The sequence below is a fragment of the Paenibacillus sp. FSL H7-0690 genome, assembly GCF_037980415.1.
GTDB lineage: Bacteria > Bacillota > Bacilli > Paenibacillales > Paenibacillaceae > Paenibacillus_AQ > Paenibacillus_AQ odorifer.
Window position 1 is genome coordinate 1,202,548 of sequence record NZ_CP150281.1, and the last position, 12,938, is coordinate 1,215,485.

Here is a 12,938-nt window from a genome sequence, read left to right on the forward strand (position 1 = left end):
ATTGGGAGGACGTTCTTTTATCCTTTTTGCTCCATTGTGCATGCCTCCGGGGGAAGATTCACTTTAGCTTGAGTAACAGGCTGACGCAGAGTGCCCGAGGTGTTCCATTCCAGAAAATGAACTTTGAAGACGAGCTCCGGCTTTATCCAAAAAGCATCCTTACCTCGTTGTGGAACATCTGCAAAGGGCATCCGATCCAGCTTAAGGCGGTGTGCCTCCGCAGTTAAGTCGCGTTTATCCTGCACAGTCAATTTTCCCGGACCGGCATGTCCGATATAATGCAAATTTCCTTTATCATCATAAAGACCAAGAAGCAGTGCGTTGACGATACCGTCACGGAACGTCACACCCCCGGCTACAGCTGTAATATCAGAACTGATTTTGCGTTTCTGCCAACGTTTATCTTTTCCGCCCGGAGCATAAGTGCTGTTGATGTCCTTGCAGACGATTCCTTCCAAGCCCTGGTTCTGAGTGGCGGCGAACAGTTCTGTAGGATCGGTATAACTTGGCACAGCTTGAACATGGGGATGCGGCAGCAGAATGTCACTTAACAGCTGCTGCCGCAAGAATAATGGTTGATCCATCGTCGATTGGCCATTATAAAACAGAATATCAAAAATCATATAAATGACAGGAACCTGATGCCTAACGACGGAAATTGTGGAACCATTTTTCAAGCTGTCCCTCCGCATCACCTCATGAAATGAGGGTTTGCCGTCCTTGAGTGCGATAATCTCACCATCTAGAATCACGGAGTCAGCCTTGCAGTAAGCAGATACATCAGTAAGTTCTGGATATTGCGTGGTACGGTAATTGCCACGTCTGTTAATAAGCTGAGTAGTGCTTCCATCGTAATAGGACAACATCCGTACGCCGTCCCATTTAATTTGTGCGATCCACTGGTCACCTGCTGGAAGCTGCCCAGCCAGTATAGGTTCAAAAGGAATAATGGGCTGAAGCTTCATCCGCAGAGCCTCCTAAGATACGGTTGTTTTGCTTTTCGTGCTGCGGCGTTTCGGTTTTGGCGTGATGACTGGAGTCGGCCCGGAGACCTCGTTTTGCTGCTCCGCAGGTTCCGCGGCGGTTGTTTTGGTCTTGGCTGTTTTTCTTTTGGCAGCAGGAGCCGCTTTAGTTTTGGTTTTTGTGTTGCCTGTTAATGAAGGACCAGGGTCTGAAGGAATATGCTGCACAGCTTGAATACTAGCCTGCAAGGCAGCCATTAGATCAATCACATTGCTTTCCTGTTTAGCAGGAGCGATATGAAATTCCTCGCCTGCAATTTTATGTGAGATCAGATCAAGCATACGCTGGCGATAATCATCGGTATATTTTGCCGGATCAAAAGGAGTGGATAGCTGTGAGATCAGCAGCTTAGCCATTTCCAGCTCTTTATCGTTCACTGTCCCTGCTTCGGGCAGACCAGGCACTTGCGAGATCGGCCGCACCTCATCAGGATAAAAAATGGTCTCAATCGCAAGGCAATCCTCAAGCACACGGATCGCTGCCAGACTGCTTTTTGAGCGGATTGAAATTTTGGCGATACCAATTTTACCTGTCTGCTTCATGGCCTCCATAAGAAGTCGATAAGCATTTGAGCCTGCCTGATCCGGGGATAAATAATAGGTTTTTTGAAAATAAATCGGATCGATTTCCGTCAGGTCTACAAAGTCGAGAATGGAGATGCTTTTACTGGTCTCGTCGGATAGTTGATCCAATTCCTCTTTGTCGAAGAGCACAAACTTCCCTTTTTCATACTCATATCCTTTACCGATCTCTTCCCAAGCTACCTCTTTGTCACACACCGGGCATTTGCGTACATACGACAGCGGGCTGCCACACTCCTTATGGATATAACGCAGAGAAATGTCCTTGTCTTCCGTAGCGGAGAACATTTTAACCGGAACATGCACAAGCCCGAAGCTGATGGCTCCTTTCCAAACGGTATGCATGAGAAACACCTCCTGATCTAAGTTGATTTGCTTTGGGTTAGTATGAGGCAGGAAAGGCTTTTCTAGCCGGGTGCATTTTTTGAGAAGCTTGGGAAAAAATAAACTCGGACCTGTGAAGTTGAGGAGGAGAATCTAAGGTATGGAACCAAGAGATAACGAATGGAGCGATGCGCTGAGCGAGCAGGATATTCCGGCCACAGTTGTGGATTGGGAGAGCATTATTGCGTCCACGGAGGCCAGTCAGGTTTCCGATTCGGAAAAGCTGGATGCGGAACGAACCCTCGAAGATACGTCACCCTTAGAATCGTAAACTTTAGGAAAGATAAAGGAGGAGAACAGTTGTGGACGTCAAACGGGCACAGGATATTTATGCTTCTAAAGAAACTGTAAGTGTACATTTGGATGGGGAGCCTGTATGGATTGAACATGTGGATGAAGAGAACGGAATGGCTACGGTACAAGTTGGCTCTCGACCAACCAATACGCACACTGTGGGTGTTGAACGACTCGAAGAGCAAGAGCACTAACAAAGGTCTACTTAGAGCGTACGTTAAAGCTGAATTATAGTTTAAAAAAAAGAGACTTTTTATGCTTAAGTTTGCGTAAAGGTCTCTTTTTGATTTGGAGCATAACTGACGTCAAGGTTGACGGTGTAAGATTTAAACCAATATATTGGATCAGGCAGGACAGTCCATTATTGTTGCGCTGTGTTCAGGAGTTATTGCCACAGTATTATTCTTTCAAGCTACAGATATGGTAAGGAGCAGCATGAGCGGATTAGCGGCAGTCGAAGCCACCCATTCTCGCAGCGTTCGGTATCGAAATTCAGCTTAAACACGCAAGTGAAGAAGAGGGCCGTACTTCCTTAGGCTTAAACAATGGGCAGGGACAGTTGTTGCGGTGGATGGACCATACCGATATAATTGAATGTAATGGTTTTCGACAGGTATATTTTAAAAGGTGGTAGTTGTAGTTGGACAAAACAGTCGAAACGGTGTTCACTTACCGTTCTTACAATCTGCAGGATACGGAGCAACTGGCAAGTGCAATAGCTGCTGCTTCAACGGCAGGCATGGTTATCGGTTTGGACGGTGATCTAGGCGCAGGAAAAACGGCCTTCTCGCAAGGTTATGCTCGCCATCTTGGAGTGAAAGGGATCGTAAACAGTCCTACTTTTACTATTATTAAAGAGTACGAAGGTCGTCTGCCGTTATATCACATGGATGTATATCGGATTTCACTTCAGGAAGCAGATGAGCTTGGATTGGATGAGTATTTCTATGGTCAGGGTGTTTGTTTGGTAGAATGGAGCAGTATTATTACGGAGTTAATGCCGCCGCGGCATATGCATATATACATGGAAACAGTTGGACCGGAGGAAAGAATCATTACGGTGACCGCAATCGGGGAGCCTTATGGTGAGCTTTGCCGGGAGCTGATCAAGAAGTGGGGTTAATAAAAATGACGAACGAGAATACAGAGCCGCGCAAGCGGCTTTTAGCGCTGGATACATCAACTGCCGTATTGGGGGTTGCAGTGACCGAGAATGGAGAATTATTGCATGAAATTAATGCTTCCGGTGAACGGAATCATTCGGTGCATTTGCTGCCGATTATAGAGCAGGCGCTGCAAGCTTCGGGAACAACCGTTGCTAATCTGGGCGGGATTGCGGTTGGTGTGGGCCCGGGATCTTATACGGGAACACGGATCGCGGTTACCGCTGCCAAAACACTGGCTTGGGCATGGAATGTCCCGGTAGTTGGTATTTCGAGCCTGCATGCTGTGGCATGGGGTGGGTATGAAACAGCCCTTAAGAATAAGACGACAGCAGAGTCAGGACAAGCCACTGCGAACAGTGGCTACGGTCCAGACTGGATCATTCCACTGATGGATGCGCGTCGGGGACAGGTCTACACAGGATTATTCGCAGCGGATGGGAATAGTTCTCTTAGCCGCCTTGAACCAGATGCCATCCGGTTGATGGCCGACTGGGTGGAGTACTTGGCAGAACGTTTACAACAGGCTTCAGCTGAAGGAACTAAACCAGCTATTCTATGGTTTGTTGGAGAAACCGCTGTACATGGCAGCGAAGAATCACTACATCCGCTGGCGGAACTCGGCACTTCTGTAGCTATTCCATATGAGCTGGAGGGCCGCTGGACAGGCTTCCTTGGTGAAGCCCGGCTGCAAGTAGAGAATGATGATATTCATAGCTTGATCCCTAACTATACTCAGATTTCGGAAGCGGAGGCCAATCTGCGGTTAAGTAGTAAAGGAGGCTTAAAACGATGACGGAAGTGGAATCATTGAGAGCACAAGAGGCTGACCTTGTTTTTCGTCTGATGAAGCTGGAGGATATTCCGGACATTCTTATTATTGAGCGCGAAGCCTTTACCATGCCGTGGACGGAGGAAGCTTTCCGGAATGAGCTGACGCATAATCATTTTGCTAAATACATGGTCATGGAACTGGCAGGTCATATAATTGGCTATGCTGGAATGTGGGCTATCGTGGATGAGGCGCATGTGACGAATATTGCCTTACTCGAAGCTTATCGTGGACGTAAATGGGGGGAGCGCCTGTTGGAGGAGTTAATGAATACTGCCTCTTACGTAGGCATGAAATCCATTACGCTTGAGGTGCGGGTATCCAATGAGGTAGCTCAGAATTTATATCGTAAAAAAGGCTTTCGTTCTGCCGGTACGCGCAAAGGATATTATTCCGATAATCGCGAGGATGCACTCATTATGTGGGCGGATCTACCGGAGTATAAGGAGCATGGCTATTTGGAAGGAAGCGTGGACTTGAAATGAAGACAGAAACGGGCGCAGCTCAACCTGTACTAATACTTGCTATAGAGACCAGTTGTGATGAAACCTCGGTGGCCGTGGTCAAAAACGGATCAGAAGTGTTATCCAACATCATCTCGAGTCAAATAGAGACACATCGTGCTTTTGGGGGTGTGGTGCCAGAAGTGGCTTCCCGTAAACATGTGGAGGTAATTACGCTCGTAATCGAGGAAGCGCTCGCCAAGGCAGGCGTTACACCCGAACAATTGACTGCGGTAGCGGTGACTCAAGGCCCGGGTTTGGTGGGAGCTTTACTGGTCGGGGTAGTAGCGGCTAAAAGCCTTGCTCTTGCATGGGGCAAGCCGTTAATTGGCACGCATCATATTGCAGGCCACATCTATGCTAACCGCCTGGTTGCAGAGCTGCAGTATCCATGTATGACACTAGTGGTGTCAGGTGGACATACTGAACTGGTTCATATGGAGCGTGAGGGTGAATTTCGAATTATCGGCCGTACGCGTGATGATGCTGTAGGTGAGGCCTATGATAAAGTGGCTCGGGCGCTAGGGTTCCCTTATCCCGGCGGACCCCATGTAGATCGCCTGGCACGCGAAGCAACGGAAGTTGTTGCATTGCCGCGGGTATGGCTGGAGCCGAACTCTTATGATTTCAGCTTCAGCGGTCTAAAATCGGCGGTGCTGAATGTGGTGAATCAGAGCAAAATGAAAGGTCTTGAACCCAATGTCGCAGGCATCGCCCGGGGGTTCCAAGAATCCGTAGTAGAAGTGCTGGTGGAAAAGGCGGTACGCGCCGTTAAAGCCACTAACTCCAGACAGTTATTGCTCTGTGGGGGGGTCGCTGCTAATGGCGGACTTCGCTCGGCATTAATTTCGCGCTGTGAAACGGAGGGCATTGAACTTATTATTCCTCCACCGGTATATTGCACGGATAATGCGGCGATGATTGGAGCGGCTGCATACGTGAAGTGGCAGCATGACGGAGGAATACCGCTGGATATGGTTGCTGACCCTGGCTTCTCACTGGAACAATGGTCTGTATCTGCCTATTGACATCATTTGGAGCTAACGAGTATAATCAGTTCAATTAAACAAGACAAACGCGATGAGCGGAAGTAGTAAGGATACTCTGGGATAAGAGAACTGCGGGTGGGTGCAACGCAGTCGAAGGAGTCCTGAACTCGTCTGGGAGCGGAGCGGTGGAACATTACTGGCAATTGTCGCCGGAACGTTTGTACACCGTTTACGGGTAACCTCCGTAATAGGGTGGTCTAGTACCTAACATACTGGACCGTAGAGTGGATGTTCAATTGGAATCGGCAGGAACTTAGCTGATACAGAGCATCAACAAGAGTGGTACCGCGAAGGTTAACAGCCTGTCGTCTCTTGAATGAGATGGCAGGCTTTTTTGTATGGATTTAGAGTGGTGAATAATTTATATAATACACGCTAAGAACGGGAGTAGTAGAGTTTGACGGTGAACAGAGAGCTGCGGGTTGGTGCGACGCAGTCACCGGATTTCTTGAAGCTCGCCCGGGAGCGGAGCGGCGGAACAAGAGTACGCTGCCTACGGCTGTCCTCGTTATCGGACCTTTCCGGATTTAAGCTGGCACGCCAGCTTGAACCGGGAAGAAGAGCTGGACGCAGCTTTAAGGCTTGTTATTAAGACAGCCGATGCGTCAAAAAGAGTGGTACCGCGGAGGGGTAACCCGCCGTCTCTTTATTAGAGACGGCGGGTTTTTGCGTTCTTGTAGAAGAAGTCCGGGGAATGGACTCATCGCTACATAAGACGCCAAAAGTGAACACTCTGCACATTGTGCAGAGATTCATTTGTTTCAGCTGCCGGCAGCAGTGGGTGGGAAATGAGCAGAACCGCAAGTCGACGTGTGGTTCTGCGCCGAAGCATAGGATAGAGATAAGGCATCCAATTACATGAAAACAAAACTAGGAGGAATTCAGATGATTATTCCAGTTAAGAAACGTATTCAAATTTTCGATACGACCCTGCGTGACGGTGAGCAGGCCCCTGGGGCTAGTCTGACTCCTGAACAAAAAATATTACTGGCCTATAAGCTCGCTGATCTGGGTGTTGATGTAATGGAGCCGGGGTTCCCGGTATCGAGTCCTGGAGATTTTGCAGCGGTGCAGACGATTTCGCGCAAGGTGCGCAACGTGGAGATTTGTGGTTTCGCGCGGGCCGTAAAAGGAGACATCGATGCTGCAGTCCGGGCGACTCAAGATGCTGAACGTCGGCGGATTCACTTGTTCATTTCCTCTTCTGATATTCATTTGCAGCATCAACTGCGTATGAGCAGAGCTGAAGTCGTAGCTAAAGCGCGCGAGATGACGGCTTATGCGCGACAATTCTGTGATGTAGTTGAATTCACGGCCATGGACGCTGCGCGGACAGGGATTGATGATCTGATTGAAATGGTTGAAGCAGTTATAGAGGAAGGGGCCTCCATTATTAACCTGCCGGATACAGTAGGATACGCATTGCCACATGAATATGGCGAGATGTTCCGGAGAGTGCGGCAGGGAGCAAGAGGCGGCGGCAAGGTCAGCTATAGTGCCCACTGTCACAATGACTTGGGGCTGGCTGTAGCTAACAGTCTGGCAGCGATTGATGGAGGGGCGACTCAGATAGAAGTCACCGTGAATGGTGTAGGCGAGCGCACAGGGAACTGCGCACTGGAAGAGCTTGTTATGGCGCTCGAAACCCGCGGCGATGCAATCGGTGCAGAAACAGGCATCGTGCTCGATAAACTGTATGATACTTCACGGCTGATTAGTGGAGCGATGCATTTTCCAATCGCCTATAACAAGCCGGTCGTCGGAAGAAATGCCTTCCAGCATGAATCCGGGATTCATCAGGATGGCCTGCTCAAGGATCGTAGTACCTATGAGATTATGGATCCCGAACGGCTGGGCATCCCCCGCAGCATGATCATTCTGGGCAAACATTCTGGCAGACATGCGCTGAAGGATCGGGCTGCGAAGTATGGAATAACGCTGGAGCCTGCGGAGCTGGATGCACTTTATGAGTCCTTTAAAGAGACCGCTGACCGTCAAAAGGTCGTCAGTGATGACCAGCTGCTGCAAATGGTAAGCAGTACAACTGGACAACAAGCTCAGGTCTATGAGCTGGGTGAGGTTCAGGTATTGGCGGGCAGTGCCCAGCGCCGTGTAGCTGCAGTTACGGTACGCCATCTGCAGACTGGCCGGGAAACGTCACATACCAGCACTGGTGAAGGTCCGCTTGAAGCGATTATCGCCGCTATTGGGCAAGGGATTGCTGAGGAGATAGACTTTGCAGGACTCGAGCTTCATTCGCTTGGAAGCGGAGAGAATGCGCAAGCAGAAGCAGCGGTGATGGTGGAGTGGGAGGGCCTTAAATTCAGAGGCACGGCCACTCACCAAGATATAATTATGGCGGCAGGCATCGCTTATATCGCAGCCTGTAATGCTGCCCTGCTCTCTACACAGATTGTCTAAAATACGACGTGCCCGCTGTCAGTTTAGGAGATAGCGGGTTCTTTTTTAGCATAAAATCAGTCTTGTAAAATGGGGTTACGTCTTTTGTCAAGTTGTGGACAACGTTATCCACATATTCTGCCTGAGTTGTGTAAAAAGTGCGTAAAATCAGCAATAACGGCTTTTTTCAAAATGCTCTAATAAACAATTTTGTTGGCAATGAAACACTGTGAGAATTGTGGATAATGTGGATAGATCCGTGGATAATAATTCCTTTTCCTTGAAAATACCGATTTAACGCATAAAAAAGACCCCGAAGGGTCTTTTGAAGTAGGGAGTTATACACGGAACCTGTGTATAGAGCTGTGGATAACTATTTATGAACAAATCTAGAACGATGAAAAAATATTTATAAGGAGGATTTACATTATTCGTCAGCAAGGATTTCCCATTCGCTAAAGAAATCTGTCAGCTGAGATTTTTTGTTCTTCAGGTCCTCTTCATAACCTTGAAGTGCTAAATAATCCTGATAAACTTCAGGTTTAGTCATTTCGTGCTCTATAAATACGATTGATTCTTCAAGTGAGGCGATGTTCTCCTCAAGCTCTGCGATACGCCGTTTGCGGTTACGCTCTTCACGCTTAGCCTGCTTGTCTGCTTCAAAAGAGGTTACAGCGCTTTTTTCAGGTACAGCAGCGTCCTTATTGACGTTTTTAGTAGCTAGTTCAGCGGCATCTTTTGCAATCTCTTCTAATTCTCGTTTCTTCTCGACATAGTCATCGTAGTTACCGAGGTATTGGTCGATCCCTTCGGGATGCAGCTCCAGTACCCGTTCCGCCATTTTGTTCAAAAAATAACGGTCATGGGAGATGAACAGCAGGGTGCCTTCGAAATCAATTAAAGCAGATTCCAGAACTTCACGGCTGACCAGATCCAAATGGTTGGTAGGTTCATCGAGAATTAGCATATTTGCACCGCGGAGCATTAGTTTAGATAACGAAACCCGAGCTTTTTCGCCGCCGCTGAGTGCGGAAATCTTCTTAAGAACATCCTCTCCGCTAAAAAGGAAATTACCAAGGATCGTACGAATTCTGGCTTCCTCGATCATTGGATATTCACTCCACAGTTCTTCCATAACCGTATTTTGTGGATTAAGGCGGGTCTGTTCCTGATCATAATAAGCAATTTTTACTTTAGTGCCCCAATTCACCGTTCCAGCAGAAGGCTCACGGGTTCCGGTCATACACTGCAGCAGTGTGGATTTACCGATACCATTGGGACCGATCAGGGCAGTAGTCTCCCCACGACGAAGCTCAAAAGAAGCGTCCTTGAATAAAGGTGAACCTTCATTAAAGGCAACCGCAACATTGCGCACTTGAAGCACCTCTTTTCCAGACATGAAGTCTGGCTCAAAGGAGAAGCTAGCCTTCTTCAGATCGCCCATTGGACGATCTAGACGATCCATCTTCTCAAGCGCTTTGCGTCTGCTCTGCGCACGTTTTGTGGTGGAAGCCCGGACAATATTTTTCTGAACGAAATCCTCCATTCGAGAAATTTCATCCTGTTGCTTCTCATATTGCTTCATCCGTGCTTCATATTCGGCAGCCTTCAAATCTACATAACGACTGTAGTTACCCGTATAACGCCGGGACTGGTGCCGCTCGATCTCTACAATAGTGGTCACGAGACGGTCTAGGAAATAACGGTCATGGGATACAACCAGAATCCCGCCAGCATAGCTGCGGAGGTAATCCTCCAGCCACGTTAACGTTTCGATATCCAGATGGTTAGTAGGCTCATCCAGCATCAGAAGATCTGGAGCCTGAAGCAAAATACGGGCCAGCGCGAGCCGGGTCTTTTGGCCTCCACTAAGGGTAGAAATGGGTGTATCTGGTGGGAAATCACTGAAGCCCATGCCGTGTAGGACACTGCGAATCCGTGTATTCATTTCATAGCCGCCGTGGTCCTTGAACCAATCCGAGCGCCGCGCATATCGTTCAAGCAGTTCTTCGTACCGCTTGGGGTCTTCCGCGAGCTTAGGATCAGCAATACTTACTTCTAACTCTCTCAGCTCAGTTTCGGCTTCGATCAGCGGAGCGAAGACCGCCATCATTTCTTCATGAATGGTTTTGTCAGATTGCAGTCCGCTATTCTGAGCTAAATATCCGATTGTTGTTTCTTTTGATTTATGAATTTGACCGCTGTCATAAGACATCTCACCGGCCAGAATTTGTAGAAAAGTTGATTTGCCGGCACCATTCACACCCACTAGCCCGACACGTTCCTTTTCATTTACCTGTAGGCTTATGCCATCCAGTACGTTCTGTATACCATATGATTTAGTAATTCCTGTCGCTTGAAGAAGCATAACGATGAAACCTCCACCCTTGCATATTTCGCCTTGGTATTTATCCCTCAGCCGTATGAACAACTTATTCTATAGTTTACATGAAAAGCGTTTCCCAAGCGAGGGTTCGATCTAATGTAAGGAGGGAATAACGACCTAGTCCGATAACACAGTTCTATCCACCTTGGCGAACCGGGGAGAAGAGTGGTAAACTGGATTTACAAACAAGGATAAGCTAGGGATGAATAAGAGGGGGAGGCCGACAATGTCCAGCAAGGAGTCGGAGATCTCCAAAGTAAAGCAACAATTACGAACGGAGAAGACCATCGCCCGAAACGAGCTGTCTTCGGACCAGAGAAGTAAACTATCATCTGAAGTCTGCCACTATGCATTGGAGTGGCTGGAGACGAAGGGTATAACTTCACTAATGGCCTATGTGTCTTTTCGTTCAGAGCTTGATACCCGCCCACTTATCACACAGGCGTGGAAAGATCAGCGTAAGGTGCTGTTGCCGCGTGTAATTCCAGCAAGTGGTGAAATGAGTGTCCACGCGGTGAATGCATGGAGCGATTTAGAGCCGGGGGCTTATGGAATCCATGAACCTATTGTCTCCAGCAGAGATTTATTAGAGATTGAAGAGATTAAGCTACCTGCTGTTGTGTTCGTACCAGGGCTAGCATTTGATCTTCAAGGCGGCAGGCTTGGCTACGGTCGAGGATACTATGACCGGCTACGTGCGTCTTGGGAGAAAGCCGGGTACGTTAGCGCACAGCCCCCGATATGGATCGGGTTAGCTTACGGCATGCAGTTGGTTCCAAGGGTGCCGATGGATGAGCATGATGCTTTAATGGACATGCTGATTACTGAAAATGGTATAGTGCACTGCCGAAAAGGAGAGTGAGCCATGGAATTGACCCATTTCAACGAGCAGGGAAGAGCTCGTATGGTGGATGTGAGTGAGAAGGAGATTACGAAGCGGACAGCTGTCGCGCGGAGTATGATCAAGATGGCTGCTGGAACGCTGAGCGCCATTAAGAGTGGCAAGATCAGCAAAGGTGATGTCCTTGCTGTTGCACAGATCGCCGGGATTATGGCGGCTAAGAAGACGTCAGACTGGATTCCGATGTGCCACCCGCTGCCACTTACCGGTATTGATATCAGCTTCTCCGATAACAGCGAAGATGAACTTTATATAGAAGCAACAGTCCGTACTACAGGAAAAACCGGAGTAGAGATGGAAGCCTTAACCGCTGTTTCTGCCTCAGCACTAACGGTGTACGACATGTGTAAGGCTATTCAGAAGGATATGATTATCGGACCGACGCTTCTGGTATCTAAGAGCGGGGGCAAGAACGGAGATTATGCGCTCGAATAAGTATCAGCTGCTTTTGTTCGAAGCGCTGAGGCGAGCAGGCTGAACTGTACAGCCAACTATACATATAGAGAGGAAGGACAAACCTATGGCGTGGAAGACAGCAATCCTAACGGCCAGTGATAAAGGGGCCAGGGGCGAACGGGAAGACACGAGCGCCCAGGTTATTCGGGAGCTGGTGGAAGAGGAACTAGGTGGCGAGATCATTGAATATCGAATCGTTCCCGATGAACAAGATGAGATTATCGCAGCCTTGATTGAACTGACGGACTATTTTCAGGCAGATTTGGTACTGACCACCGGAGGCACAGATCTGGCAATTCGTGATGTAACTCCGGACGCTACTCGGCGAGTAGTAGAACGGGAAGTGCCTGGGCTCTCAGAAGCCATGCGAAGCACAGTGATGCAAAAAAACCGTGCAGCTATGCTTTTTCGTGGGATATGCGGCATTCGCGGTCGCACGTTGATTGTCAATTTACCTGGAACGCCGAAGGGTGTTCATGAGAATCTGGCAGCTATTATGGATCAATTACCGGAAGCACTGCTCATGGTAACTGGCCAATACCGTCAATAACCCTTTGTCATCTTCTTGTCACGTCACAATGATAATCTATTTATAGAAGAAAGTGGATGTAACTGTGACATAAGTTATGGTATTATTAAATTAAAGTAAACGATACCATGAACGGACAGGTGGACAAGGAGGAATAATAATGTTTAGTGGAATTGGTACTCCTGGTATTATTTTGTTGGTCATACTGGCACTTCTGCTCTTTGGCCCAAATAAACTGCCAGAGCTAGGCCGTGCAGTTGGACGAACCTTCCGTGAATTTAAGGAAGGCGCGCGTGAAATCATCGGGGATAATGAACCGGTGAAGAAGAGCGAAGCTCCTGTGCCGACGGCCCCGCAAACGGTCGCTGCAGATATTCCTCAGGACAAACGCCTGCCGGAATAATAGAAGATCTTTCAATGGGGCATTCTCAGGAGTC

The 12,938-nt window shown here is 48.3% G+C and carries 14 protein-coding genes, 1 pseudogene and 2 other annotated features; of the genes and pseudogenes, 12 read left to right on the plus strand and 3 right to left on the minus strand.

Translation table 11 applies throughout. The features are described from left to right. Window positions 1-17: 17 nt before the first annotated feature. Window positions 18-965, minus strand: a complete 948-nt coding sequence (locus tag MHI32_RS05255; RefSeq protein WP_076279895.1) for an RNA ligase family protein — start codon at window positions 963-965, stop codon at window positions 18-20. Between the two features lie 12 nt (window positions 966-977). Beyond that, complete coding sequence (locus tag MHI32_RS05260) at window positions 978-1,949, minus strand: Ku protein (protein ID WP_076185058.1); 972 nt, start codon at window positions 1,947-1,949, stop codon at window positions 978-980. A 139-nt stretch (window positions 1,950-2,088) separates the two neighbouring features. On the opposite strand from MHI32_RS05260, the gene MHI32_RS05265 reads away from it, so the two are divergent. The 8 genes and pseudogenes from MHI32_RS05265 to MHI32_RS05300 all read left to right on the plus strand — a co-directional run bounded on the left by MHI32_RS05265 (window position 2,089) and on the right by MHI32_RS05300 (window position 8,250). Next, window positions 2,089-2,259 carry a hypothetical protein gene (locus tag MHI32_RS05265; protein WP_175617343.1) on the plus strand — a complete coding sequence of 57 codons (171 nt, stop codon included), beginning with the start codon at window positions 2,089-2,091 and terminating at the stop codon, window positions 2,257-2,259. Between the two features lie 31 nt (window positions 2,260-2,290). Next, window positions 2,291-2,476 (plus strand): H-type small acid-soluble spore protein, encoded by a 186-nt coding sequence (locus MHI32_RS05270; protein WP_036676525.1) that lies wholly within the window; start codon window positions 2,291-2,293, stop codon window positions 2,474-2,476. A gap of 148 nt (window positions 2,477-2,624) precedes the next feature. Continuing rightward, window positions 2,625-2,753: pseudogene (locus MHI32_RS05275) on the plus strand (multidrug resistance efflux transporter family protein); the annotation flags it as partial. Between the two features lie 190 nt (window positions 2,754-2,943). After that, the gene (tsaE, locus tag MHI32_RS05280) at window positions 2,944-3,405 is read left to right on the plus strand and encodes a tRNA (adenosine(37)-N6)-threonylcarbamoyltransferase complex ATPase subunit type 1 TsaE (RefSeq protein WP_254849004.1); all 462 of its coding nucleotides are present in this window, start codon (window positions 2,944-2,946) and stop codon (window positions 3,403-3,405) included. Window positions 3,406-3,410: 5 nt separating this feature from the next. Continuing rightward, complete coding sequence (tsaB, locus tag MHI32_RS05285) at window positions 3,411-4,241, plus strand: tRNA (adenosine(37)-N6)-threonylcarbamoyltransferase complex dimerization subunit type 1 TsaB (RefSeq protein WP_076129228.1); 831 nt, start codon at window positions 3,411-3,413, stop codon at window positions 4,239-4,241. Beyond that, entirely contained in the window at window positions 4,238-4,762 is a 525-nt protein-coding gene (gene rimI / locus MHI32_RS05290) for a ribosomal protein S18-alanine N-acetyltransferase (RefSeq protein WP_036676521.1), read from the plus strand. Before tsaB ends, rimI begins: the two co-directional genes overlap by 4 nt. After that, window positions 4,759-5,808, plus strand: a complete 1,050-nt coding sequence (tsaD, locus tag MHI32_RS05295; RefSeq protein ID WP_076099403.1) for a tRNA (adenosine(37)-N6)-threonylcarbamoyltransferase complex transferase subunit TsaD — start codon at window positions 4,759-4,761, stop codon at window positions 5,806-5,808. Before rimI ends, tsaD begins: the two co-directional genes overlap by 4 nt. 43 nt (window positions 5,809-5,851) lie before the next feature. Next, window positions 5,852-6,145, plus strand: a binding site (T-box leader). Window positions 6,146-6,197: 52 nt separating this feature from the next. Continuing rightward, window positions 6,198-6,478 (plus strand) — a binding site (T-box leader). 236 nt (window positions 6,479-6,714) lie between these two features. Continuing rightward, complete coding sequence (locus MHI32_RS05300) at window positions 6,715-8,250, plus strand: 2-isopropylmalate synthase (protein WP_036676518.1); 1,536 nt, start codon at window positions 6,715-6,717, stop codon at window positions 8,248-8,250. 406 nt (window positions 8,251-8,656) lie between these two features. Here the strand turns inward: MHI32_RS05300 and abc-f are convergent, their stop codons facing one another. Then, window positions 8,657-10,597 carry an ABC-F type ribosomal protection protein gene (gene abc-f, locus MHI32_RS05305; RefSeq protein ID WP_339189725.1) on the minus strand — a complete coding sequence of 647 codons (1,941 nt, stop codon included), beginning with the start codon at window positions 10,595-10,597 and terminating at the stop codon, window positions 8,657-8,659. A 244-nt stretch (window positions 10,598-10,841) separates the two neighbouring features. On the opposite strand from abc-f, the gene MHI32_RS05310 reads away from it, so the two are divergent. The 4 genes from MHI32_RS05310 (at window position 10,842) to MHI32_RS05325 (ending at window position 12,904) form a co-directional block, all read left to right on the plus strand. Continuing rightward, a complete protein-coding gene (locus tag MHI32_RS05310) occupies window positions 10,842-11,477 on the plus strand; it encodes a 5-formyltetrahydrofolate cyclo-ligase (RefSeq protein ID WP_076129225.1) in 636 nt (211 codons plus the stop codon). A 3-nt stretch (window positions 11,478-11,480) separates the two neighbouring features. Then, window positions 11,481-11,951, plus strand: a complete 471-nt coding sequence (gene moaC, locus MHI32_RS05315) for a cyclic pyranopterin monophosphate synthase MoaC (protein ID WP_076129224.1) — start codon at window positions 11,481-11,483, stop codon at window positions 11,949-11,951. 85 nt (window positions 11,952-12,036) lie between these two features. After that, window positions 12,037-12,522, plus strand: a complete 486-nt coding sequence (locus tag MHI32_RS05320; RefSeq protein ID WP_036676512.1) for a MogA/MoaB family molybdenum cofactor biosynthesis protein — start codon at window positions 12,037-12,039, stop codon at window positions 12,520-12,522. 139 nt (window positions 12,523-12,661) lie between these two features. After that, window positions 12,662-12,904 carry a twin-arginine translocase TatA/TatE family subunit gene (locus MHI32_RS05325; protein ID WP_036676510.1) on the plus strand — a complete coding sequence of 81 codons (243 nt, stop codon included), beginning with the start codon at window positions 12,662-12,664 and terminating at the stop codon, window positions 12,902-12,904. The last annotated feature ends 34 nt before the right edge of the window (window positions 12,905-12,938 follow it).

Excerpts from the sequence above, each read along its gene's own strand:
- MHI32_RS05265 (WP_175617343.1), top strand. The coding sequence starts at position 2,089 with ATGGAACCAAGAGATAACGAATGGAGCGATGCGCTGAGCGAGCAGGAT.
- MHI32_RS05320 (WP_036676512.1), top strand. The coding sequence starts at position 12,037 with ATGGCGTGGAAGACAGCAATCCTAACGGCCAGTGATAAAGGGGCCAGG.
- rimI (WP_036676521.1), top strand. The coding sequence starts at position 4,238 with ATGACGGAAGTGGAATCATTGAGAGCACAAGAGGCTGACCTTGTTTTT.
- MHI32_RS05255 (WP_076279895.1), bottom strand. The coding sequence starts at position 965 with ATGAAGCTTCAGCCCATTATTCCTTTTGAACCTATACTGGCTGGGCAG.
- MHI32_RS05325 (WP_036676510.1), top strand. The coding sequence starts at position 12,662 with ATGTTTAGTGGAATTGGTACTCCTGGTATTATTTTGTTGGTCATACTG.
- tsaD (WP_076099403.1), top strand. The coding sequence starts at position 4,759 with ATGAAGACAGAAACGGGCGCAGCTCAACCTGTACTAATACTTGCTATA.
- MHI32_RS05300 (WP_036676518.1), top strand. The coding sequence starts at position 6,715 with ATGATTATTCCAGTTAAGAAACGTATTCAAATTTTCGATACGACCCTG.
- abc-f (WP_339189725.1), bottom strand. The coding sequence starts at position 10,597 with ATGCTTCTTCAAGCGACAGGAATTACTAAATCATATGGTATACAGAAC.
- MHI32_RS05260 (WP_076185058.1), bottom strand. The coding sequence starts at position 1,949 with ATGCATACCGTTTGGAAAGGAGCCATCAGCTTCGGGCTTGTGCATGTT.
- moaC (WP_076129224.1), top strand. The coding sequence starts at position 11,481 with ATGGAATTGACCCATTTCAACGAGCAGGGAAGAGCTCGTATGGTGGAT.
- MHI32_RS05310 (WP_076129225.1), top strand. The coding sequence starts at position 10,842 with ATGTCCAGCAAGGAGTCGGAGATCTCCAAAGTAAAGCAACAATTACGA.
- tsaB (WP_076129228.1), top strand. The coding sequence starts at position 3,411 with ATGACGAACGAGAATACAGAGCCGCGCAAGCGGCTTTTAGCGCTGGAT.